The organism is Streptomyces krungchingensis (genome assembly GCF_054729265.1).
Genome location: NZ_JBPUKY010000001.1, coordinates 2,943,641 through 2,965,799, shown reverse-complemented (window position 1 = coordinate 2,965,799; position 22,159 = coordinate 2,943,641). Strand labels below are relative to the sequence as shown.

The 22,159-nt window shown below is 72.2% G+C and carries 21 protein-coding genes; 11 read left to right on the top strand and 10 right to left on the bottom strand.

The features are described from left to right. Position 1: 1 nt before the first annotated feature. The 5 genes from ACSYGO_RS13240 to ACSYGO_RS13220 all read right to left on the bottom strand — a co-directional run bounded on the left by ACSYGO_RS13240 (position 2) and on the right by ACSYGO_RS13220 (position 5,015). Positions 2–1,888 (bottom strand): glycoside hydrolase family 15 protein, encoded by a 1,887-nt coding sequence (locus tag ACSYGO_RS13240; RefSeq protein ID WP_432174804.1) that lies wholly within the window; start codon positions 1,886–1,888, stop codon positions 2–4. 128 nt (positions 1,889–2,016) lie between these two features. Then, positions 2,017–2,808, bottom strand: a complete 792-nt coding sequence (locus tag ACSYGO_RS13235) for an SURF1 family cytochrome oxidase biogenesis protein (RefSeq protein WP_426676175.1) — start codon at positions 2,806–2,808, stop codon at positions 2,017–2,019. A 71-nt stretch (positions 2,809–2,879) separates the two neighbouring features. Continuing rightward, on the bottom strand, positions 2,880–3,113 hold the full coding sequence (locus ACSYGO_RS13230; protein ID WP_078629285.1) for a hypothetical protein: 234 nt from the start codon (positions 3,111–3,113) through the stop codon (positions 2,880–2,882). A gap of 189 nt (positions 3,114–3,302) precedes the next feature. After that, a complete protein-coding gene (locus tag ACSYGO_RS13225) occupies positions 3,303–4,286 on the bottom strand; it encodes a DEDDh family exonuclease (RefSeq protein ID WP_460386734.1) in 984 nt (327 codons plus the stop codon). A gap of 111 nt (positions 4,287–4,397) precedes the next feature. Continuing rightward, entirely contained in the window at positions 4,398–5,015 is a 618-nt protein-coding gene (locus tag ACSYGO_RS13220; protein ID WP_426676177.1) for a TetR/AcrR family transcriptional regulator, read from the bottom strand. A gap of 126 nt (positions 5,016–5,141) precedes the next feature. On the opposite strand from ACSYGO_RS13220, the gene ACSYGO_RS13215 reads away from it, so the two are divergent. The 8 genes from ACSYGO_RS13215 to ACSYGO_RS13180 all read left to right on the top strand — a co-directional run bounded on the left by ACSYGO_RS13215 (position 5,142) and on the right by ACSYGO_RS13180 (position 13,156). Then, on the top strand, positions 5,142–5,939 hold the full coding sequence (locus ACSYGO_RS13215) for an acetoacetate decarboxylase family protein (protein ID WP_460386733.1): 798 nt from the start codon (positions 5,142–5,144) through the stop codon (positions 5,937–5,939). A 70-nt stretch (positions 5,940–6,009) separates the two neighbouring features. Beyond that, entirely contained in the window at positions 6,010–6,894 is an 885-nt protein-coding gene (locus ACSYGO_RS13210; RefSeq protein ID WP_426676179.1) for an SDR family NAD(P)-dependent oxidoreductase, read from the top strand. A 10-nt stretch (positions 6,895–6,904) separates the two neighbouring features. Continuing rightward, positions 6,905–8,188, top strand: a complete 1,284-nt coding sequence (locus ACSYGO_RS13205; protein WP_426676180.1) for an amidohydrolase family protein — start codon at positions 6,905–6,907, stop codon at positions 8,186–8,188. Beyond that, complete coding sequence (locus ACSYGO_RS13200; protein ID WP_426676181.1) at positions 8,185–9,441, top strand: amidohydrolase family protein; 1,257 nt, start codon at positions 8,185–8,187, stop codon at positions 9,439–9,441. Before ACSYGO_RS13205 ends, ACSYGO_RS13200 begins: the two co-directional genes overlap by 4 nt. A 50-nt stretch (positions 9,442–9,491) precedes the next feature. Further along, positions 9,492–10,202 (top strand): VIT1/CCC1 transporter family protein, encoded by a 711-nt coding sequence (locus ACSYGO_RS13195; protein ID WP_460386732.1) that lies wholly within the window; start codon positions 9,492–9,494, stop codon positions 10,200–10,202. A 315-nt stretch (positions 10,203–10,517) separates the two neighbouring features. Continuing rightward, positions 10,518–11,402 (top strand): sterol desaturase family protein, encoded by an 885-nt coding sequence (locus ACSYGO_RS13190; protein ID WP_426676183.1) that lies wholly within the window; start codon positions 10,518–10,520, stop codon positions 11,400–11,402. After that, positions 11,399–12,073 carry a lysoplasmalogenase gene (locus ACSYGO_RS13185; RefSeq protein WP_460386731.1) on the top strand — a complete coding sequence of 225 codons (675 nt, stop codon included), beginning with the start codon at positions 11,399–11,401 and terminating at the stop codon, positions 12,071–12,073. Before ACSYGO_RS13190 ends, ACSYGO_RS13185 begins: the two co-directional genes overlap by 4 nt. Positions 12,074–12,112: 39 nt before the next feature. Beyond that, the gene (locus ACSYGO_RS13180; protein WP_426676185.1) at positions 12,113–13,156 is read left to right on the top strand and encodes a zinc-dependent alcohol dehydrogenase family protein; all 1,044 of its coding nucleotides are present in this window, start codon (positions 12,113–12,115) and stop codon (positions 13,154–13,156) included. 87 nt (positions 13,157–13,243) lie between these two features. Here the strand turns inward: ACSYGO_RS13180 and ACSYGO_RS13175 are convergent, their stop codons facing one another. From ACSYGO_RS13175 to ACSYGO_RS13165, 3 genes are all read right to left on the bottom strand, one after another. Continuing rightward, a complete protein-coding gene (locus ACSYGO_RS13175) occupies positions 13,244–14,254 on the bottom strand; it encodes a CopD family protein (RefSeq protein ID WP_426676186.1) in 1,011 nt (336 codons plus the stop codon). Between the two features lie 100 nt (positions 14,255–14,354). Further along, on the bottom strand, positions 14,355–15,923 hold the full coding sequence (locus ACSYGO_RS13170; protein ID WP_460386730.1) for a CoA transferase: 1,569 nt from the start codon (positions 15,921–15,923) through the stop codon (positions 14,355–14,357). A 185-nt stretch (positions 15,924–16,108) separates the two neighbouring features. After that, a complete protein-coding gene (locus ACSYGO_RS13165; RefSeq protein ID WP_426676188.1) occupies positions 16,109–17,635 on the bottom strand; it encodes a S8 family serine peptidase in 1,527 nt (508 codons plus the stop codon). A gap of 375 nt (positions 17,636–18,010) precedes the next feature. Between ACSYGO_RS13165 and ACSYGO_RS13160 the strand changes: the two genes are divergently transcribed. The 3 genes from ACSYGO_RS13160 to moaA all read left to right on the top strand — a co-directional run bounded on the left by ACSYGO_RS13160 (position 18,011) and on the right by moaA (position 21,184). Then, positions 18,011–18,367 carry a DUF485 domain-containing protein gene (locus ACSYGO_RS13160; protein ID WP_028803298.1) on the top strand — a complete coding sequence of 119 codons (357 nt, stop codon included), beginning with the start codon at positions 18,011–18,013 and terminating at the stop codon, positions 18,365–18,367. After that, the gene (locus ACSYGO_RS13155; protein ID WP_460386729.1) at positions 18,364–19,983 is read left to right on the top strand and encodes a solute symporter family protein; all 1,620 of its coding nucleotides are present in this window, start codon (positions 18,364–18,366) and stop codon (positions 19,981–19,983) included. Before ACSYGO_RS13160 ends, ACSYGO_RS13155 begins: the two co-directional genes overlap by 4 nt. A 211-nt stretch (positions 19,984–20,194) precedes the next feature. Continuing rightward, positions 20,195–21,184, top strand: coding sequence for a GTP 3',8-cyclase MoaA (gene moaA, locus ACSYGO_RS13150; RefSeq protein ID WP_432188803.1), 990 nt, complete (start codon positions 20,195–20,197; stop codon positions 21,182–21,184). Positions 21,185–21,212: 28 nt separating this feature from the next. Here moaA and ACSYGO_RS13145 read toward each other — a convergent pair whose 3' ends face one another. Together ACSYGO_RS13145 and ACSYGO_RS13140 are read right to left on the bottom strand one after the other, a co-directional pair. Then, complete coding sequence (locus ACSYGO_RS13145; RefSeq protein ID WP_028803295.1) at positions 21,213–21,458, bottom strand: hypothetical protein; 246 nt, start codon at positions 21,456–21,458, stop codon at positions 21,213–21,215. Between the two features lie 222 nt (positions 21,459–21,680). Then, positions 21,681–22,067, bottom strand: coding sequence for a DUF3099 domain-containing protein (locus tag ACSYGO_RS13140; RefSeq protein ID WP_426676192.1), 387 nt, complete (start codon positions 22,065–22,067; stop codon positions 21,681–21,683). Positions 22,068–22,159: the final 92 nt, after the last annotated feature.

Here is a 22,159-nt window from a genome sequence, read left to right as displayed (position 1 = left end):
CCTATCCTGCCCGGTCGCCCCCGAACAGGGCGAGGGCGGTGCCCACCAGGCCGATGTGGCTGAAGGCCTGGGGGAAATTGCCGAGCTGGCGTCCGGTGACGGGGTCGTACTCCTCGGACAGCAGACCCACGTCGTTGGTCAGCGCCACCAGCCGGTCGAACAGCTCGCGGGCCTCCTGCTTGCGGCCCGTCGCGTGCAGCGCCTCCGCCAGCCAGAACGAGCAGACGAGGAAGGTCCCCTCGCCGCCGGGAAGCCCGTCGACGACGTGCTTGCCGGGGCTGCTGACGGACATCTCGGTCTCGCTCACGGACACCTCGGTCTCGCTCACGGACACCTCGGCCTCGTCGACGGACACCTCGACGGCGCCGGACGGGTCGATGTCGTAGCGACGCAGGAAGCCGTTGTTGTCGAGCTCCGTGCGGACCGCGTCGATCGTGCCGACGACCCTCGGATCGTCGGGCGGCAGGAATCCGACGCGGGGGATCAGCAGCAAGGAGGCGTCCAGCTCGCGCGAGCCGTAGGACTGGGTGAACGTGTTCCGCTCCGGGTCGAAGCCGCGCTCGCACACCTCGCGGTGCACCTCGTCGCGCATCGCGCGCCAGCCCTCCAGGTCGCCGCCGAGTGCCGGTTCGCTCTCCAGGGCGCGCACCGCGCGGTCGGCGGCCACCCAGGCCATCACCTTGGAGTACACGAAGTGCCTGCGCGGGCCCCGCACTTCCCAGATGCCCTCGTCGGGCTGCCGCCACGCCGTGCGCACGAAGTCCATCAGGGCGCACCACACCCGCCACATGTGGGGCTTGAACGGCAGACCCGAACGCCGTGAGAGCGCCAGCGAGTCGATGACCTCGCCGTACACGTCCAGCTGCAACTGCTCCACGGCGGCGTTGCCGATCCGGACCGGGGTCGAGCCCGCGAAGCCGGACAGCCACGGCAGCTCGAACTCGGTCAGCCGGCGCTCCCCGGACAGGCCGTACATGATCTGCAGGTCCGCCGGGTCGCCCGCGACCGCGCGCAGCAGCCAGTCGCGCCAGGCCTCGGCCTCCTCGTGGTAGCCGGCCGACAGGAGGGCGCCCAGGGTGAGGGTGGAGTCGCGCAGCCAGCAGTACCGGTAGTCCCAGTTGCGGACGCCGCCGAGTTCCTCGGGCAGCGAGGTGGTGGGAGCGGCCACGATGCCGCCGGTCGGCGAGTAGGTGAGGGCCTTGAGGGTGATCAGGGAGCGCACGACGGCGTCCCGGTGCGGGCCGTCGTAGCGGCAGCCCGCCGCCCACGCCCGCCAGTCCTCCACGCTGCTGCGCAGCGCCTCGAAGGGGTCGCCCAGCGGCGGACGCGGTTCGTGCGAGGGGTGCCAGGTCAGGACGAAGGCCACCTTCTGCCCGGCCTCGACCGTGAACTCCGAGTACGTGCGGAAGTCCTTGCCCCAGGTCCGCACCGGCGGCTCGCTGCGCAGCCAGACCGAGTCGGGGCCCGCGATCGCCACCCGGTGGCCCTCCGCGCGGCGCATCCACGGCACGATCGAGCCGTAGTCGAAGCGCAGCCGCAGCTGGCTCTGCACGGTGACCCGGCCGCTCAGCCCCTCGATGACGCGTACGACGTCGGGGGCGACGTCGCGCTGCGGCATCAGGTCGGTCACCCGGACCGCCCCCTCGTCGGTCTCCCACTCGGTGTCGAGCACGAGTGTGTCCGGGCGGTAGGCGCGCCGGGTGCAGGGGCCGGCGCCCTTGGGGGCGATCCGCCAGTGGCCGTTGTCCTCGTCGCCCAGCAACGCGGCGAAGCAGGCCGCCGAGTCGAACCGAGGCAGACACAGCCAGTCGATGGAGCCGTACCGGCTCACCAGGGCCGCCGTCTGCTCGTCCCCGATGAGCGCGTAGTCCTCGATGCGTGGGTCCACGTGGGGCGAGTTCCCCGGTCGGGGCCCGAGCCAATCCGGGCGGGGGCCGACCGGGTGACCTCCGGCCGGGAGCGTCCGGCTCGGCGGTGCGAGGGGGCGGCCGCCGGTCCGGGCCGAGGGCGTACGGGCTACACGCCCGCGGGGGCCGCCTCCGGAGCGGCCTGAGCCTGTGCGGACGCCGCCCTGTCACGGCGTTCACGGCGGACCAGGACCGCCCAGCCCACGGGGACGCCCGCGGAGAACAGCCACCACTGGATCGCGTACGCCATGTGCGGGCCGATGTCGCTGTGCTCGGGATCGGGGATCAGCTCGGGGGAGCCGCCCTTCGGGCGCGGCGCGGTCTGCTCGATGTAGCCGCCGAGGACCTGCTTGCCGAGCCGCCGGGCCTCCTGCCCGCTGTCGATCAGCATGACCTGGCGGTCGGGCAGGCCCTTGACGTTCTTGATGCCGCTGTCGGCGGTCGTCTGGTCGGCCATCAGCCGTCCGGTGACGGTGGTCTCGCCGCGCGGCGGGGCCGGGATCTTGGGGAACACGGTCTGTGCGCCGTCGGCCGGGACCCAGCCCCGGTTGACCATGAGCACCCGGCCGTCGTCGAGGACGAACGGGGTGAGGACGTGGTAGCCGACCTCGCCGTCGGAGTTGGTGCGCCGGCGTACGACCTCTTCGTGCGCGGTGTCGAAGTGGCCCTTCGCGGTCACCCGGCGGTACAGGTCGTCGTGGGCGATCTGCCGTCCCGGCGCGGTCAGTGACGCGGCCGGCACCGGATCGGCGGCGAGCGAGTCGGAGATCACCTTGTTCAGCGCGACCTTGTGCTCGTGCCGGTGCAGCTGCCAGTAGCCCAGCTTGATCATCGTCGGGATGAGCGCGAGGGTCACGAGGGTGAGGATCACCCACTGCCGGGACAACAGGAAGCGGTACACCCCATTGACGGTACTCGGCACGATTCGGCCCCCGACGGGAGGGTCCCGTCGGGGGCCGTGCGACCCGGCGGTCAGACCTTGTCGATGATCCCCACCTTCCCCTCCGCGCGGGCGCAGTGCGCCCCGCAGAACCAGTGGCCCTCGACCTCGACCCCCTGGCCGATGATCTGCACGCGACAGTGCTCGCAGATGGGGGCCATCCGGTGGATCGCGCAGGAGAAGCAGTCGAAGACGTGCACCGAACCCTGCGCGTGCACCTCGAACGTCATGCCGTAGTCATTGCCACATACTTCGCATCTCGCCATGCGCCACAGGGTGAGGCGCCGACGCGGCCCGGGCGAGCGGGCGCCGGGCGAGTCGTGCGCCAATCACCCGTACGTCCGTCAGCGGCCCGCACCCCGGCTCCGCCCGCCGCGGCGGGCTCGCGTCCCCGCGGCGGGGCGCCCTTCCCCGGCCGAGGGGCCCTCGCGCGGCGGACCCGTCCCCGCGGCCGGTCAGCCTTCGGTGGCCGGCTCCACGTCCCGCAGGAGCTGGCCGAACGCGGCCTCGTCGATCACCGGTGTGCCGAACTGCCTGGCCTTGACCACCTTGGACGTGCCGGAGTCCGGGTCGTTGGTGACGAGCAGGCTGGTGAGCCGGGACAGGCTCGTCGCGACGTGCAGTCCCGCCTCGACGGCGCGGTCCTCCAACAGCTCGCGGTCGACGGACGTGTCCCCGGAGAACGCCACCCGCATGCCCTGCTTGAGAGGTTTGCCCTCTTCGTACCGCCCCGGGTTGGGATAGGGGCATGCGGGACGCTTGCGCGAAGGGCGCCAACTCCCGGACGGATAACCGCCGGCCTGCCGGCCGATCCGCGGCGCGGCCGGGCTGTCGGACCACTCCTTGAGGGGCCGGCACTCCAGCAGCGGCAGCCGTACACCGTCGCGGGCGGCGGCCCGCAGGCTCGGCCGGAACGCCTCGGCCAGCACGCGCGCGTCGTCCAGCGCGTGGTGCGCGCGCTGCTGCACGACGCCGAAGTGCGCGGCCAGCGACTCCAGCTTGTGGTTGGGCAGCGGCAGTCGCAGCTCCTTGGAGAGGGCGATGGTGCACAGCCGCTGCCGTACCGGGGCCTCGCGCTCCACGCGCGCGTACTCGCGGGCGATCATGGACCAGTCGAAGACCGCGTTGTGCGCGACCAGCACGCGGTCCGCGAGCCGGGCGGCGAACTCCTCGGCGACCTCGTGGAAGAACGGGGCCCCTTCGAGCATCTCGCTCGTCAGCCCGTGGATCCACACGGGGCCCGGATCGCGCTCCGGATTGACCATCGTGTACCAGTGGTCCTCGACCTCGCCGCGCGCGTCCAGCCGGTAGACGGCGGCGGAGATGATCCGGTCGTCGCGGGCCAGTCCGGTGGTCTCCACGTCAACGACCGCGTATCCCTGCGGATACGCGGCCGGCCAGGAGGCTGGGGACGCTGCGGTCGTGAGGTCTTCGAGCATGGTCCATGAGGATACGGGCCGCGACTGACAGCCCGGTCCCCGCCTTCCCGGAAGCGGAGAGCGCTCCGGCGCGCCGCGAGCCGCTGCGGCACGGCCGATCCGGGCCGCCGCTCAGCGCGCGAGGAGTCCGTCCACCAACGCCCGTACGGAGGTGACGAACAGCCTCTCCTCGTCCACCGGTCGGGCGAGCGCACGGGCCAGGGCCGCGTCCCGCCCGGCGGTCTCGGCGTCCCACGACTCCTCCTCGGCGGGCCGCTGCGCCGGCGCGCGTTCGCGGTTGCGCTCGACGAGGACGAAGCCGACGACCTGGAACTGCACCGCGCGCACCACCTCGGCCGCCCGCGCGCCCTCCAGCCCCGCCGCGTGCGCCTCGCGCACCAGGGCCTGCCGGGCGGGGAGGAACATCCGCTCGGTCAGACCGCGTTCGTGCACCATCGCGACGAGGTGCGGATGGGCGCGCAGCTGCCGGCGCAGGGCGCGGGCCAGCGACACGATGCGCTGCGCCGGGGTGCGCCCGGTGGGACGCAGCGCGCCGAGGTCGGCGACGGTCCGCTCGACGAGGGCGTCGAGCAGCGACTCGCGGTTGCCGACGTGCCAGTAGATCGAGGTGACCGCGGTGCCCAGCTCGGCGGCGAGCTTGCGCATCGTCAGAGCGTCCGGGCCGTGCTGCGTCACCAGACTCGCGGCGGTGTCGAGCACCCGCTCGCGGGTGAGTACCGGTCTGCTCACGGGCGCCCCCAAGGCTTTGTCACGCACACGTATTTACCCTTCGCGGACTCTGCTGTAACTGTGTTACAGGCGCCAGTGACGGACCATCAGAAACCTTCCGAAGCACCTGACGAAGGGCGGTACGACATGGCACGCGTGAGGTACGGCGCGCGGACCGGGGCGGAGATCGCCGCCGCGCGCTCCGCGAGCTCCAGGCTCCCCGACATCTGGTCCACCGGTGTGGTGGCCGTCTGGGAGAGCGATCCGGACGCGGTCGCGGCGGTCCTGCCGCCGCCGCTGAAACCCACCGGACGCCCCCTGGTGCGGATCAACATCAGCAAGGTCGACCTGCCCGGATATCCGCTGGGTGCGGGTTCGTTCGCCGTCGCCGCCGCGCACGACGGTGTCGAGGGCTGGTATCCGCTCGTCATGCCGATGACCCACGAGCGGGCCCTGATCGGCGGCCGTGAGGTCTTCGGGGAGCCCAAGAAGCTCGGCGAGGTGACGGTCGAACGGGACGGCCTCGTCGTACACGCCGCCCTCGCCCGGCACGGCATCGCGTTCGTCGAGGTGCGCGGCGCGGTCAGTGGTGACCTGCCGCTGCCCGGGCCCGTCCAGAAGACCGACTTCTACTTCAAGTTCCTCCCCGCGGTGGACGGTTCGGGCTTCGACGCCGATCCCGTCCTCGTGCACTGCGTGCGCAACGAGAAGGTGCGCAGGCTGGAGCGCGTCACCGGGGACGTCGTCCTGCGCGAGTCCATGTACGACCCGGTCGCCGACCTCCCGGTGCGCGAACTCGTCGAGATCACCATCGGCGAGAAGACCACCGACCAGCAGGGCAGGGTCGTCGAACGCGTCAGCGCCCAGGCCCTGATGCCGTACATCCACCAGCGCTACGACGATCCGCAGCAGATCCTCGACGGACCGCCCGAGGGGAGCGTCTGATGCCCTGTCCTCCCGGTGCGCACCACTCCCAGCACCGCCCCACGCGGCCGGCACGGAAGGACGAGCGGACATGGAACTGACACCGGGACAGGTCGCCGTCGTCACCGGGGCCGCGAGCGGCATCGGTCTCGCGATGGCGCGCCGCTTCGCCGCGGACGGTCTGAAGGTGGTCCTCGCGGACGTCGAGGAGGGCGCCCTGGAGGAGGCCGCCGCCGGGCTGCGCAAGGACGGCGCCGACGTGCACGCGTGCGTGGTGGACGTCGCGGACCGCGCGCAGGTGGAGGCGCTCGCCACCGAGACGTACGAGCGGTACGGCGCCGTCCACGTCCTGTGCAACAACGCCGGTGTCGGCTCCGGCGCCGAGGGCCGCATGTGGGAGCACGACCCCAACGACTGGAAGTGGGCGTTCGCCGTCAACGTGTGGGGCGTCTTCCACGGCGTCCAGGCGTTCGTCCCGCGGATGATCGCCGGGGGAGAGCCGGGACACGTCGTCAACACCTCGTCCGGGGACGGCGGTATCGCCCCGCTGCCCACCGCGTCCGTGTACGCCGTCACCAAGGCGGCCGTCGTGACGATGACCGAGTCGCTCTACGCGCATCTGAAGGCGGAGCACGCGCGCGTGGGCGCGTCCGTGCTCTTCCCCGGTCCCCACATGCTCCGTACCGGCCTGTGGGAGTCGCACCGCAACCGGCCCGCGCGCTACGCGAAGCAGAAACCCAGGAAGACCCCGTACCGCAGCCTCGGCCAGTGGGAGGCCGCGATGAAGGAGGCCGGCCACGAGGTGCGGTTCACGCCCGTCGAGGACGTCGCCGACCTCGTCGCCGAGGGCATCCGCGCCGGTCGCTTCTGGCTGCTGCCCGAGAGCGAGCACAGCGACCGGCAGATCCGCGCGCGGTCGCAGTCGATGCTCGACCGGGCCGACCCGTCGTATCTCGAACACTTCATCCTGGACTGAGGGAGCCGTGATGCCGGACCAGGACCCCTACCTGATCATCTCCTCCGACTGCCACGCCGGACTCCCCACCGAGGAGTACCGGCCCTATCTGGACTCCCGCTTCCACCGGGACTTCGACGACTTCCTCGCGGGCCGGGACCGGCGCCGCGAGGAGATGACACGGCTCGGCATCCGCAACGAGTCCTTCGCGAACAAGTGGTTCCAGGACAACGAGGAGGGGCTGCGCGGCGGCTGGGACACCGCGCAGCGCCTCAAGGAGCTGGACGGCGACGGTGTGGCGGCGGAGGTGGTCTTCCCCGACGCGGACGCCGTGGACAGCCGGACCGCCGCCCCCTTCGGCGTCGGACTCGGCCTGTCCGGCGACCACGACCCGGAGCTCGGCATGGCCGGCGCGCAGGCCCACAACCGCTGGCTCGCCGACTTCGTCTCCGAGAACCCCGAACGGCACTGCGGGGTAGCCCTGCTGCCGGTCACCGCGGACACCGGGCGCGTCGTCGCCGAGGTGCACCGGGCCAAGGAATCGGGACTCGGCGCCCTCATGATCCCGTCCATGTGGGTGGACAAGGAGCCCTACCACGACCGCCGTTACGACCCCGTGTGGGCGGCGGCGGCCGAATGCGGGATGCCGGTGGTCACCCACTCCGGGGCGGCCCCGCGCCACGAGTACGGCGACCACCTCGGCATCTACGTCAGCGAGGTGACCTGGTGGCCCGCCCGCCCCCTGTGGTTCCTGCTCTGGTCGGGCGTCCTCGAACGGCACCCGGGCCTGAAGTTCGGGGTCGCCGAGTCGGGCTGCTGGTGGCTGCCGAACCTGCTGTGGTTCATGGACCGCCTCTACCTCGGCGCGCACGGCGGCAAGAAGCTGTCCCCCTTCGCCGAGCTGAAGCGGCCCCCGCACGAGTACCTGGACCGTCAGCTCTTCATCTGCGCGACCAACACCAAGCGCCGCGAACTGGCCCAGCGCTACGAGATCGGCGTCGACAACATCCTCTGGGGCAGCGACTTCCCGCACCCGGAGGGCACCTGGCCCGACACGCGCGCGTGGCTGAAGAGGACCTTCCACGACATCCCCGTCGCCGAGACGCGCCGCATGCTCGGCCTGGCCGCCGCCGAGGTCTTCGGCTTCGACGTCGACCGGCTGGCACCGCTCGCCCGGCGCATCGGCCCGACGCCCGCAGAACTCGGCCAGCCGGACGACCAGTCGGCGGTCGAGGCCTCCTGGGCGCACTCGCGCGAGGTGGGCCGTCACTGGCTCACGGACCACGACTTCCCCGCCCTGGGGGTGACCCCGTGACGGAAGCCCGACACGACCCGGGCGGGCCGGACGACCGGTACACGGTGATCTCCGCCGACTGCCACGCCGGCGCCGATCTCCTCGACTACCGGCCGTACTTGGCGGCGAAGCACCACGACGCCTTCGACGCCTGGGCGGCCACCTACGTCAACCCCTACGCGGACCTGCTCGCCGACACGGCCGACCGGAACTGGAACTCCGAGCGGCGCGTCGCGGAGCTGGAGGCGGACGGCATCGTCGCGGAGGTCGTCTTCCCCAACACCATCCCGCCGTTCTTCCCCTCCGCCTCCCTGATGGCGCCGGCCCCGACCGCGGAGGAGTTCGAGCAGCGGTGGGCCGGACTGCGCGCCCACAACCGCTGGCTCGCGGACTTCTGCGCGGCCGCCCCGGGCCGCCGGGCGGGCGTCTTCCAGATCCTCCTGAACGACGTGGACGAAGCGGTGAAGGAGATCAGGTGGGCGGTCGGCGCGGGCCTGCGCGGCGGCCTGCTGCTGCCCGGCACACCGCCGGGTTCGGGCCTGCCCGAGCTCTACTCCTCGGCGTACGACCCGATCTGGGCGGTCTGCGACGAACTGGACGTCCCCGTCAACCACCACGCGGGCTCGGCGTCACCGCCCCTGGGCGACGAGCCCGCCGCACGCGCGGTGTTCATGGTGGAGACGACGTGGTTCTCGCACCGGGCGCTGTGGCACCTCGTGTTCGGCGGCGCGTTCCGCCGCCACCCCGGCCTGAAGCTCGTCCTCACCGAGCAGGGCTCCGGCTGGATCCCCGGCGTGCTGGACATGCTGGACTACTACCACGGGCGACTGGTGGCCGCGGCCACGAAGGCGTCGACGGCCGAGTCGAAGTTCGGCGCGGGACTCGCCGCGGCGATGGGCAAGGGGCCCTCGCAGGTCTGGCGGGAGAACTGCTTCGTCGGCGCCAGCTTCATGCGTCCGCACGAGGTGCCGCTGCGCGACCGCATCGGCCTCGACAAGATCATGTGGGGCAGCGACTACCCGCACGACGAGGGCACCCACCCGTACTCCCGCGAAGGGCTGCGCATCGCCTACGCGGGCCTGCCGCGGGACGAGGTCGCGGCGATGGTCGGCGGCAACGCGGCGCGCGTGTACGGCTTCGACCTGGACCGGCTGGACGAGATCGCGGCGAAGGCAGGCCCGACGGTGGCCGAGATCGCCGAGCCGCTCGGCACCCCGCCCGCGGACGCGACCAGCCCGGTGTTCGCGAAGGGGGGCTCGGTACGGGTGTGGTGACCGAGGCGTCGGTACGCCGACGGCGGCGCCCGGGGTGGGATCCTCGCCGTGTGACGGAACCGACGCACGACGAGGCCCACCCAAGCGCACTCGGCACCCGGCTGAACTGGCTGCGGGCCGCCGTCCTCGGCGCCAACGACGGCATCGTCTCCACCGCGGGCCTCGTCGTCGGTGTGGCGGGCGCCACCGACGACCGCGCCGCGCTGCTCACGGCGGGCCTCGCGGGCCTGCTGGCCGGGTCGATGTCGATGGCGGCGGGCGAGTACGTGTCCGTCTCCACCCAGCGCGACTCGGAGCTGGCCGCCCTGGCGACGGAGAAGCGCGAGCTGAAGGAGCAGCCGGAGGCCGAACTGGAGGAACTGACCGAACTGCTGGAGGAGCGCGGCCTGTCCCGGGAGGTGGCCCGCGAGGCGGCGCAGCAGCTCACCGAGCGGGACGCGCTCAGGGCCCACGCGCGCGTGGAGCTCGGCATCGACCCCGACGCGCTCACCAATCCGTGGCATGCCGCGTGGGCCAGTTTCCTGGCGTTCACCGTGGGGGCGCTGCTTCCGCTGCTGGCGATCGTGCTGCCGCCCGCGGACTGGCGGCTCGGGGTCACGGTCCTGTCGGTGCTCGCGGCGCTCGTGCTCACCGGGTGGAGCAGCGCCCGGCTGGGGGCGGCCGACGCGAGGCGCGCGGTGCTGCGCAACGCGGCCGGGGGCGCGCTGGCGATGGCGGTGACGTACGCGGCGGGAAGCCTGCTGGGTGCCGCGGGGGTGTGAACCCCGCCGGACGCACCGGACTTGCCGGACACGGGGGCAGGGGCGCGGGGAGCCCGCGGTGTCGCGCGGCGCGATGGCCAGGAGAACCCCGTGAGACGCCCGGCGTGGTGGGCGTGTGGAGCACGCGGTGTCGCGTGGCGTGGTGGCGGGCGATCCCCGCCGGGCAGCCGGCCGGTGAACCCGCTGGTGGGCGACGTGCGGCCGGTGAGCACCGGGACTTTGGCGGAGATCGCCAACAAGCAAGCGCGTACCGGCGGTAATACTTGTCGGTAACCACCCCTAGCCGCAGCCGATCAGCGGCTCTACGGTGCACCCATGCCGAACCTCCCCGACGTCGTGATCTGGTCGATCCCCGCCTTTGTGCTGCTCAGCGTCATCGAGATGATCAGCGTCCGCATCCACCCCGACGAGGACGCGGCGGGGTACGAGGCGAAGGACGCCGCGACCAGCGTCGGCATGGGCCTCGGCAGTCTCCTCTTCGACTTCTTCTGGAAGATCCCCATCGTCGCGATCTACTCGGCGGTCTACGAACTGACGCCGCTGCGGGTGCCCGTCCTGTGGTGGACGATCCCGCTGATGCTGCTCGCGCAGGACTTCTTCTACTACTGGCAGCACCGCGGACACCACGTGATCCGCATCCTGTGGGCCTGCCACGTCGTCCACCACTCCAGCCGGAAGTTCAACCTCACCACCGCGCTGCGCCAGCCGTGGACGTCCTGGACGTCGTGGCCCTTCTACCTGCCGCTCGTGGCGCTCGGCGTGCATCCCGCCGCGCTCGCGTTCTGCTCGTCGGTGAACCTCGTCTACCAGTTCTGGATCCACACCGAGCGCATCGACAAGCTGCCGCGCCCCTTCGAGTTCGCCTTCAACACGCCCTCCCACCACCGCGTCCACCACTCCTCGCAGGGCGGCTACCTGGACCGCAACTTCGGGGGCATCCTCATCGTCTGGGACCGCCTCTTCCGGTCGTTCGTCGCCGAGACCGAGCGGCCCGTGTACGGACTCACCAAGAACATCTCCACGTACAACCCCCTGCGCGTCGCCACCCACGAGTACGCCGCCATCGCCAGGGACGTGAAGGCGGCGACGAGCTGGCGCGAGCGGGCCGGGCGGGTCCTGCGCGGGCCTGGCTGGCAGCCCGAGCCGGCGGCCGCCGGCACACCCGTCGCGGAGCCGTCCGTCACGGAGTCCGTCGCGTGAACCAGAGCCCCGCGCGCGTGCTGATCGCCGCGTTCGCCGCGGCGATCGCCGTGGACCTCGTCTCCCTGGTCGCCGGCTTCGACCCGGGGCACACGGTCGCCAAGCCCCTCCTGCTGCCGCTGCTCGCCGCCCACGTGGTCGTACGCGGCGGCCCGCGCCTGCTCGTCGCGGCGCTGCTCTGCGGCTGGGGCGGCGACGTGCTGCTCCTGTCCGACGCGGACGCCGCCTTCCTCGCGGGCATGGCCTCCTTCGCCGCGGGCCACGTCTGCTACCTGCTGCTCTTCCGGAGGACCGCACCCGCACGGGCCGACCTGCCGCTCGCCGGGGCGTACGCCCTCGCGCTGACCGCCCTCGTCGTCCTCCTGTGGCCCGGTCTCCCGGCCGGCCTCCGCGTTCCCGTCGCCGGCTACAGCCTGCTGCTCACCGCGATGGCGTACAGTGCCACGCGGCTCGGACCGGTCGCGGGTCTCGGCGGTGCGCTCTTCATGGTCTCGGACACGCTCATCGCCACCGGCGTCGCCGACTGGCCGCAGCTTCCGGAACCAGCCTTCTGGATCATGCTCACGTACGCCGCCGCCCAGTTCCTGCTGGTCCGTGGCGTGCTGGGCACCCTCGGCGCGCGGCCCGCGCCCGCGGCGGCGTACGGTGAGATGCGCTCAACCACCCCCTGAGCGCATCCACCGACGCCCCGCACGAGAAGGACCCTCGCCATGCGCGCCACCACCATCCACGCCCCGTTCGACATGCGCGTGGAGGACGTTCCCGAGCCCGTGGTGCAGCTGCCCACCGACGCCGTCGTGCGCGTGCTGCGCTCCTGCATCTGCGGCAGCGACCTGTGGGCGTACCGCGGTGAGTCGGAGCGGCAGGCCGGCCAGCGCATCGGGCACGAGTTCCTCGGCGTCGTCGAGGAGACCGGCTCCGAGGTCGGCACCGTCCGGCGCGGCGACCTGGTCGTCGCGCCCTTCATGTGGTCCGACGGCGTGTGCGACTACTGCCGCGAGGGACTCACCACCTCGTGCGAGCACGGCGGCTTCTGGGGCTCCGTCGGATACGACGGCGGCCAGGGCGAGGCCGTGCGCGTCCCGTTCGCCGACGGCACCCTCGTCCAGCTGCCCAAGGAGGCGGCCTCCGACGACCACCTGCTGGCGGCGCTGCTGACGCTCTCCGACGTCATGGGCACGGGCCACCACGCGGCCCTGGGCGCCGGTGTCCGGGCGGGCTCCACCGTCGCCGTCGTCGGCGACGGGGCCGTCGGGCTGTGCGCCGTGCTGGCCGCCAAGCGGCTCGGCGCCGAGCGGATCATCGCGCTCGGCCGTCACCAGGTGCGGACGGACATCGCCCGCCGCTTCGGCGCCACGGACGTCGTCGCCGAGCGCGGCGACGCGGCGGTCGAGGCCGTCCGTGAGCTGACCCGCGGGCAGGGCGCGCACTGCGTCGTCGAGGCGGTCGGCACCGAGCAGTCCATGCGGACGGCCGTGAACATCACCCGTGACGGCGGCGCCATCGGCTTCGTCGGCGTGCCGCACGGCAGCGGCACGGGCCTGGACCTGGGCGTCATGTTCGACCGGAACATCGCCCTGCGCGGCGGTGTGGCGCCGGTGCGCGCCTACATCCCGGAGCTGCTGCCCGACGTCCTCGACGGGACCATCGACCCGTCGCCCGTCTTCGACATGACCATCGGCCTCGAAGGCGTGCCGGAGGGCTACAAGGCCATGGACGAGCGCACGGCCCTCAAGGTCCTCGTCGCGAGCTGAAGCACCGCTGGACCACCCGGCCCGCACCGCGAGCCGGGACCGCGCCCGGTCCGTCTCGCGCGCGGAGGCCGGCCACCGTCGCCGTGGTCACCACCTGATGGGCAGCGGCAGCGCCGTCAGTACGCCCGAGACCGCGACGACCACGCCCAGCGCGACCACCTCCGCGCGCGCGGGGGAGCAGGCCCCGAGCGGGTCCGCCGCCCGGCGCATCCGCAGACGGGCCCACAGGGCCAGCACGGCGACGACGGCCACGACGAGCACCTTGGCGAGCAGGGTGCGCCCGTACGCCGTCGTCGTCAGCTGCTCCAGGACCGTGCCCGGCGGCATGCGGCGCAGCGCGCTCCACGTGCCCGTCGCGGTGAGCACCGCGAACAGGACGGCCGCCACGCGCGCGTAGAGGCCGAGGAGCGCGGCCCCGGCCTTCGCCGCGCGCCAGGTCCCCAGCAGTCGCAGGACGTGCAGCAGACCGCCCACCCACAGGGCCGCGCAGGTCACGTGAAGGAACGTCAGGCCGGAGCCGATCAGCGGGTGGTGCTCCGCCGCGGGGTGGACGCGCAGCGCCTCCGCGACCGCCACCACCGCCGACGGCCACGCCCGGACGGCCGGCCGGCGCGAGCGGGCGCACAGCCAGGCGACGGCGAAGGCGTTGACCTCCAGGAGAGCCGACTTGCCGTCCCTGGTCCGGTACAGCCCCCCGACGTCCATGTCGGAGAGGTGGCTCGGCAGCAGATTGCCCGTGGCGACGACCGACGCCAGCCCCAGGGAGGCCACGAGCCCGGCGACGGCCGCGTAGGAGGCCCAGCTGCGCGGCGCGTCCGCCTGTGGGGCGCCCGGCACACGGCGGGCCAGCCGGGCCGCGAGGAGTTCGCCCACGGGTATGCACAGCGCGGCGAACAGCACCGTACGCAGCAGGGCTATGCCGCCGGCGCCGGGGGCCGCCGCCTCGCCCGTCCCCTGCAGGGCGCCCCGCGGGCCCAGCAGCGGTATCAGGGCGGCGACGGCCACCAGGACGAGCACGGCGACGGCCCGGCCGGCGGAGCCCGGCCGGGCCCGCCCGCCCGCGTCCGCCGGCCGGGCCGTCGGTCCCGTCGACGTCACTTCACGATCCTCACCAGGTGCCGCTGATGCGGGCAAGGACGGAGGAACAACTGGTGCAGCCCCATTCCGCCCAGAGGTACGTCTCCGGTCGGCGGGACACTCATGACCACCGGGCCGGGTCCGCACCCAAGATCCCCGGCGGCCGCGCCCAGTCGGCCGGTCCGCCGGCGAACGAGACGGGGGAGCGGGCGTACCTGAGACTCCCGAGCGGGCTGTCCGTCACGGCGAGCCACGCATCGGGGGTGCCGTATCGGCCCGCGCCGTCGGCCGGCCCCGTACCGTCCGTCCTGCCCGCGCCGTCGGCCGGCCCCGCACCACCCGTCCCGCCCATGGGTACGGTCCTGTTCGCGGCCGCGTTCTCGTCCGCGGGCACGGTCCCGCTCCCGGGCACCGTCCCGTTCGTGCCCGCGTACGCGCTCGCGCGCACGGCCCCGAGGGTGGTGCCGTCCGTGGTGCCGTCCGCGCCCTCCACCCCTTCCATCAGCCAGGCCGCCGTCCGCGCCAGGGCGAGCCGCACGGACCGGCTGCCGCCGTCACGGGCCTGCTCCGTCAACGCCCGCAGCACTCCCGCGGCGAGCAGATATCCCGTCCCGTGGTCGAGCGCCTGCGCGGGCAGCGCGCCGGGCTGCTCCGGCGACCCCTCGACGGCCGCGATGCCCGTGGCGACCTGCACCAGACTGTCGAAACCCCGGCGTCCCGCCCACGGACCTCGGTCGCCCCAGGCCGACAGCTGCGCCACGACCAGTCCCGGCCTGCGCTCGGCCAGCGCCTCGGGCGAGAGACCGAACCGGTCCAGGGCGCCCGGGCGGTACCCGGTGACGACGACGTCCGCGGCGGCGAGCAGCTCCTCGAAGGCCCGCCGGTCGGTCGCGAGGTCGAGGACGGCGGACCGCTTGCCGAAGCCCGTGTCGGCGTGCGCGTCGGCGAGTTCGGGCAGCCGCGGCGAGTCCACGCGCAGCACGTCGGCACCCAGCAGGGCGAGCGTCCGGGTGGCGACCGGCCCCGCGATCACCCGGGTGAGGTCGAGGACGCGCAGACCCGCCGCGGGCAGCAGCGGATCACCGTGGAGCGCGGGGAGACCGCGTACCGGCGCGTCGTCCAGTCGTTCCCGGCTCAGCAGCGGTTCGTGCGCCACGGCGGCGCCCTGCTCGTGCGCCCTCCACTCCTTCGCCGTCCGCAGCGCCACGGCGAGGCCCCCGGCGGCGTACACCGTGTCCTCCACCGCCACGGCGGACCGCTCCGCGAGATGCGCGGCGACCGTGTCCACGGAGGCGTCCCGGGGCAACCCCAGCGCGCCCAGCAGCCGTGTCCGGTGGTGCGGATAGTTGGCGTGCGTGCGCACCCAGCCGTCGGCGGTGCGCCAGAACCGCGACACCGGCGCGAAGGTGACGGGCGCCCGTCCGTCGATCAGCAGATGCCGCTCGCTGACGAACGCGGTCGCGACGGCCCCGTCGTCGACCCGGACCTCCGGTACGTCCGTGCGCCCCGCCCGCAGCGCCCCCAGCTCGGCCGCGGCCAGCGCGCAGCCGCCCACGCAGGCCCGGGCCATCTCACGTACGGGGAGCCGCGACTCCAGGGCGCCTTCACGCGGCACGGTCGACACCCGGGAGAGCAGCGCGGGATCGCCGCCCAGTCCCTCCCACACGGCAGCCATCGGTGAATGCTTCATACCAGGCACTATGCAGGGTGGACCGGATCAACATGAGAGGTGGCCGCCCCCTCCGCGGGCGCGGCTCATCGCGCGCGTCCGAGGACTTCCTTCCCCGTGGACGAACCGGGCCGGGCGGTCGCACCGCCCGGCCCGTTCGTCGTGGTCGTGCCGCCTTCACGGCGCGACCGGCCGTGCGGTGACGGCTACTTGACCGCCCGCAGCGCGTTGACGATGCCCCAGCCGTAGAAGCCGTTCACCCGCTTGCCGCCCGAGCAGGTGGCGTCGACGACGCCGTCGCCGTTGCCGTCGTACGGGTCGGTGGGGCAACCCGGGTTGTCCGCCTGCGCCTTGAGCAGCGCCTGGAGCTGTGCCGGACCGGCCCACGGGTACTTGGACTTGAGCAGCGCGGCCACACCGGCGACGTGCGGCGTCGCCATCGAGGTGCCCTGGAGGTAGGCGTACTGGTTGTTGGGCATGGTGGACAGGATGCGGCCGTTCTTCGACGGCGTGTCCGGGATCTGGTACCGGTCGCCGCCGGGCGCGGACACGTCGATGACGCCGTCGCCGTAGCTGGAGAAGTACGACTTGGCGCCCTTGACGCCGGTCGAGCTGACCGTGACGACCCCCGGCAACTGGGTCGGCACGTCGAAGCACTTGTGCGGGTCGACGGTGCGGGTGACCGGTGTCGAGTCGTCGGGGCTGGACGCGTCGGTGAGGGCGTCGGAGTCGAGGTCGTCGTTGGAGTTGCCGGCCGCGGCGACGTTCAGGGTGCCCTTCTTCTGGGCGTACGTCTGGGCCCGGTTCACCGCGTCGACGATGGCCCGCTGGTCGGGGTCGTCGAGGCAGTTGTAGAGCCACGGGTCCACGTAGTAGCTGTTGTTGGTGATCTCGACGCCGTGGTCGGCGGCGAACACGAAGGCGCAGACGACGCTTTCGGGGTAGAAGAGCTGCGTGGAGTCCGGCTGGGCCACGGTGATGCCCGAGACCTTCACGCCGGGCGCGACACCCGCGACGCCGATGCCGTTGCGGGCCGCCGCGATCTCGCCCGCGACGTGCGTGCCGTGGTAGTGGTCGGCGTCGACCGGACGCCAGGAACCGTACGTGGTGTCCGGCTTGCCGCCCACACAGTTCGCGGACTGCGAGGGCGAGAAGTTCGGTGCGATGTCCGGGTGGGTGTCGTCGACGCCGACGTCGATCACGGCGACGGTCACCTTCTTGCTGCCCGGGTTGATCTTCGCCGCCTTGTCGGCGCCTATCGCCCGCAGGTCCCACTGGTCGGCCTCGAGGGGCTCCTCGTCCGCCGTGGCGGCGCGCGAGACCTTGGCGGCCTCGGCCGCCGACAGCACCTGCGCGGAACCCTCGTCCGTCGTCCCCGCGGGCGTCAGCGGCGAGGTGCGCGTCGCACCCGCGGACTGCACTCCGCGCACCGTCCGGATCTGCTTCCCGAAGTCCGGGTTGGCGGAGTGGACGACGATGACACCGATCTGCTCGTACGCGATGACGACACTGCCACCGGCCGCCTTGATCGCCTTCGTCACCGACTCGATCGTCCGGTGGTCCGTCCGGGTGTTGACCACGTACGAGAGGTTGGGTCCGTCCGCGGTGGTCGCGGCGGGAGCGCCGAGGGGGGCGGCGGAGGCGGCACCCGGCAGGAAGCCGAGCGAGGCGGTGAGCGACAGCACGACCGGTACGGCGAGGCCGAGGCGGCGTCTGGATCGCAGATGAGCCATGGGATCTCCACATCATCCGGAAAACGAAGCTGCCCGAACACAGGTGGTGCCCGGGCAGGTGCATGACGGAGTGGTGCAGGGCGAAAGCTATCCCCGGTCCGAGCTGGGCAGCAACGACTTCCGGCGATGACTTCCGAAAGAAGTCGGGGGAGTTGAACCGGTCCACGCGTGGCGCCGTGACCTTGAGCAGGGAGCCCGAGGACGATCGAGCCCCCTGAAGGATCACTTACGGGAGCCTTATGATCACGCCCCGTCATGTGATCCATATCACTGTGAGGTCAGAACTGCATGTCCGTAAGCGAGCCGTCCCCGTCCGCGAGCCCCGGCTCGCCCCCGTCCACCGTCGCAACAGCACCCGCAACGCGAGGAGACAACGTGGCCACCGACGCACCGCCACCCTCGAAAGCCGGAACACCCCTCCCCTCCACCGAGGAGTTCGTCCAGGTGCAGGAGAGCGCCGAGTTCGGTGAACTGCGCAGCTCCTACCGCTCCTTCGCCTTCCCGCTGACCGTCGGCTTCATCGTCTGGTACCTGCTGTACGTCCTGCTGTCGAACTACGCGGGCGACTTCATGGGCACCAAGCTGTTCGGCAACATCAACGTCGCCCTGGTGCTCGGCCTCGGCCAGTTCCTCACCACGTTCCTCATCGCCTGGTGGTACTCGCGGCACGCCGCCGCCAAGCTCGACCCCAAGGCCGAGGCGATCAAGTCCCGGATGGAGGGCGGCGCATGAGCCCCGCGATCACCCTGGCCGCAGGCGAGGCCAGCGAGCACCGGCCGCTGATCATCACCCTGTTCGCGGTGTTCGTCGCCGCGACCCTCGTCATCACCGTCTGGGCCGGCCGCCAGACCAAGGACGCCTCCGACTTCTACGCGGGCGGCCGTCAGTTCACCGGCTTCCAGAACGGTCTCGCGGTCTCCGGCGACTACATGTCCGCCGCGTCCTTCCTCGGCATCGCCGGCGCGATCGCCCTCTTCGGCTACGACGGCTTCCTCTACTCCATCGGCTTCCTGGTCGCCTGGCTGGTGGCGCTGCTCCTGGTCGCCGAGCCGCTGCGCAACTCCGGCCGGTACACCATGGGCGACGTCCTCGCCTACCGCATGCGCCAGCGTCCGGTGCGCACCGCCGCGGGCACCTCCACGATCGTCGTCTCGATCTTCTACCTGCTGGCCCAGATGGCGGGCGCCGGCGTCCTCGTGTCCCTGTTGCTCGGCATCACCAGCGACGGCGGCAAGATCGGCATCGTCGCCCTCGTCGGCGTCCTGATGATCGTGTACGTCACCATCGGCGGCATGAAGGGCACCACCTGGGTGCAGATGGTCAAGGCGGTGCTGCTCATCGTCGGCGCCCTCCTGCTCACCTTCCTGGTCCTGCTGAAGTTCAACTTCAACATCTCCGACCTGCTCGGCAAGGCCGCCGACAACAGCGGCAAGGGAGCGCCCTTCCTGGAGCCCGGGCTCAAGTACGGCGCGACCTCCACCACCAAGCTGGACTTCATCTCGCTGGGCATGGCGCTGGTCCTCGGCACCGCGGGCCTGCCGCACATCCTGATCCGCTTCTACACCGTGCCCACGGCCAAGACCGCGCGGAAGTCGGTGAACTGGGCGATCGGCCTCATCGGCGCCTTCTACCTGATGACCCTCGCCCTCGGCTTCGGCGCCGCCGCGCTGATCAAACCGGACGAGATCATCGCCTCCAACAAGGCGGGCAACACGGCGGCCCCGCTGCTCGCGCTGCATCTGGGAGGCGTCGACTCCAACTGGGGCGCGATCCTCCTCGCCACCATCTCGGCCGTCGCCTTCGCCACGATCCTCGCCGTCGTCGCGGGACTGACGCTGGCCTCCTCCTCGTCGTTCGCGCACGACATCTACGCGAACGTCATCAAGAAGGGCCAGGCGTCGGAGAGGCAGGAGATGAAGGCCGCCCGGTACGCGACGGTCGGCATCGGCGCCGTGTCCATCCTGCTGGGTGCCCTCGCCCGCGACCTGAACGTCGCCGGCCTGGTCGCACTGGCCTTCGCCGTCGCCGCCTCCGCCAACCTGCCGACGATCCTCTACAGCCTGTTCTGGAAGAGGTTCACCACGCAGGGCGCCCTCTGGTCGATCTACGGCGGTCTGGTCACCGCGGTCGGCCTGGTGCTGTTCTCGCCGGTCGTGTCCGGCAAGCCCACCTCGATGTTCCCGGACGTCGACTTCCACTGGTTCGCGCTGGAGAACCCGGGGCTCATCTCGATCCCGGTCGGCTTCCTGCTGGGCTGGCTCGGCACGATCCTGTCGAAGGAGGAGCCGGACGCCGGGAAGTACGCGGAGCTGGAGGTCCGCTCGCTCACCGGAACCGGGGCGCACTGAGCACGCGCCGCCCCGGCCACCGGGACCGCACCGGGCCCCGGTCCGGACCGCACCGGGTCCCCACCCGGACCGCACCGCTCGCGGCCGCGTCGTAGATCCCTACGACGCGGTCGCGTCGCACCTCGTGGGATCGGGCCGCTGTCGATGTCGGTCCCGTCACGTAGGCTCGCAGTGTCAGGCGAAGCGATCCGCATAGCGGGAGGGGGCCCACGTGCTCATCGACACCTACGGCCGGGTGGCCACCGACCTGCGTGTCTCACTGACGGACCGCTGCAACCTGCGGTGCACGTACTGCATGCCCGAGGAGGGCCTGCAGTGGCTCTCCAAGCCGGACCTGCTCACGGACGACGAGATCGTCCGGCTGATACGCGTCGCGGTCACCGACCTCGGCATCACCGAGGTCCGCTTCACCGGCGGTGAGCCCCTCCTGCGCCCCGGTCTGGTCGGCATCGTGGAGCAGGTCGCCGCGCTCGGCCCCCGCCCCCAGATGTCCCTGACGACCAACGGCATCGGTCTGAAGCGCACCGCGACGGCCCTCAAGGCGGCGGGCCTGGACCGGGTGAACGTCTCGCTGGACACCCTGCGCCCCGACGTCTTCAAGACCCTCACGCGCCGTGACCGCCACAAGGACGTCCTGGAAGGCCTCGAGGCCGCCCGGGACGCCGGCCTGACCCCGGTCAAGGTCAATTCGGTCCTCATGCCCGGACTGAACGACGACGAGGCACCCGACCTGCTCGCCTGGGCGGTGGAGCACGACTACGAACTCCGGTTCATCGAGCAGATGCCCCTGGACGCCCAGCACGGCTGGAAGCGCGAGGGCATGGTCACCGCCGGTGACATCCTCGCCTCGCTGCGCACCCGGTTCGAGCTCACCCCGGAGGGTTCCGGCGAGCGGGGATCCGCCCCCGCGGAGCGCTGGCTCGTCGACGGCGGACCGCACCGCGTCGGCGTGATCGCCTCGGTCACCCGCCCGTTCTGCGCGGCCTGCGACCGCACCCGGCTCACGGCCGACGGCCAGATCCGCACCTGCCTGTTCGCCACCGAGGAGACCGACCTGAGGGCCGCGCTGCGCTCGGACGCCCCCGACGAGGAGATCGCCCGCATCTGGCGGCTCGCGATGTGGGGCAAGAAGGCGGGCTCGGGCCTGGACGACCCGTCGTTCCTCCAGCCCGACCGGCCGATGTCCGCGATCGGCGGCTAGTCCGGGGCGACGAGGCCGTCCGACACTCCTAAGCCCCTTCCGGCGCCTCCCAGTCCGCCAGTTTCACGACGTCCTTGAGGAACCCGCGCACTCCGAGGAACTGCGACAGGTGCTCGCGATGCTCCTCGCACGCGAGCCATGTCTTGCGCCGCTCCGGCGTGTGCAGCTTCGGGTTGTTCCAGGCGAGCACCCACACGGCGTCGGCACGACAGCCCTTGGCGGAGCACTGCGCGGTGGCGGGAGCGGATGACGGATCGGGCAGCGGGAGGTTCACGCCTCAACCCTAGACGGCCCCCAAAAGGCGACGCCGAGCAGCCACGGGGGGAGCTGCCCGGCGTCGGTCCGTCGCTCCGACGGGGGATGCGGAGCGCGTACGAAGTATGTCACGGGTAACCCGTCGCCCGGCACCGGAACAACATGATTGATCTGAGCTTTTCTTGAGCTTGATGCGCGACGGCGTTCCGTTTCGGGAGGAGTTCCGGTGGCCGGGCCGAGGTCAGTTCGAGTCCTGTCGCTCGGCCCGCGGACCCCTCCCGGGATCGGCCGTGACGTCCTCCGGAACGTCTTCCGAAGGGTCGTCCTCACGCGGCGGCGCGATCATGGGACGGGTGGGGGCGGCGACGAACGTCGAGGGGAGCGACGGCGCGTTCTCGCGCCCCGCGTTGGCGATGACCACCGCGATGTAGGGGAGCACCAAGCCGAGCACCAGCGCGACGATCGCGACGTGCCGCTCCACGTTCCACAGGGTGGCCGCAAGGATCACGGAGACCGTGCGCACGGACATCGAGATGACGTAGCGGCGCTGCCGTCCGCGTACGTCCTCGTCCAGTCCCTGCCTGGCTCCGGTGATCCGGAAGACCTGGCCATTGCTCTGCTTCCGCATCACGTTCCACCACCCGCCTGTGTCGGACGCTCCCCGGTCCGTACCCGTCCCGGACCCCGTCGAGGAAGCAGGTCCGAACAGCTCCACGTTAC

Coding starts and splice junctions, on each gene's coding strand:
- ACSYGO_RS13230 (WP_078629285.1), bottom strand. CDS start 3,113: ATGGCGAGATGCGAAGTATGTGGCAATGACTACGGCATGACGTTCGAG.
- ACSYGO_RS13225 (WP_460386734.1), bottom strand. CDS start 4,286: ATGCTCGAAGACCTCACGACCGCAGCGTCCCCAGCCTCCTGGCCGGCC.
- ACSYGO_RS13215 (WP_460386733.1), top strand. CDS start 5,142: ATGGCACGCGTGAGGTACGGCGCGCGGACCGGGGCGGAGATCGCCGCC.
- ACSYGO_RS13210 (WP_426676179.1), top strand. CDS start 6,010: ATGGAACTGACACCGGGACAGGTCGCCGTCGTCACCGGGGCCGCGAGC.
- ACSYGO_RS13205 (WP_426676180.1), top strand. CDS start 6,905: ATGCCGGACCAGGACCCCTACCTGATCATCTCCTCCGACTGCCACGCC.
- ACSYGO_RS13190 (WP_426676183.1), top strand. CDS start 10,518: ATGCCGAACCTCCCCGACGTCGTGATCTGGTCGATCCCCGCCTTTGTG.
- ACSYGO_RS13180 (WP_426676185.1), top strand. CDS start 12,113: ATGCGCGCCACCACCATCCACGCCCCGTTCGACATGCGCGTGGAGGAC.
- ACSYGO_RS13170 (WP_460386730.1), bottom strand. CDS start 15,923: ATGAAGCATTCACCGATGGCTGCCGTGTGGGAGGGACTGGGCGGCGAT.
- ACSYGO_RS13165 (WP_426676188.1), bottom strand. CDS start 17,635: ATGGCTCATCTGCGATCCAGACGCCGCCTCGGCCTCGCCGTACCGGTC.
- ACSYGO_RS13155 (WP_460386729.1), top strand. CDS start 18,364: ATGAGCCCCGCGATCACCCTGGCCGCAGGCGAGGCCAGCGAGCACCGG.
- ACSYGO_RS13140 (WP_426676192.1), bottom strand. CDS start 22,067: ATGCGGAAGCAGAGCAATGGCCAGGTCTTCCGGATCACCGGAGCCAGG.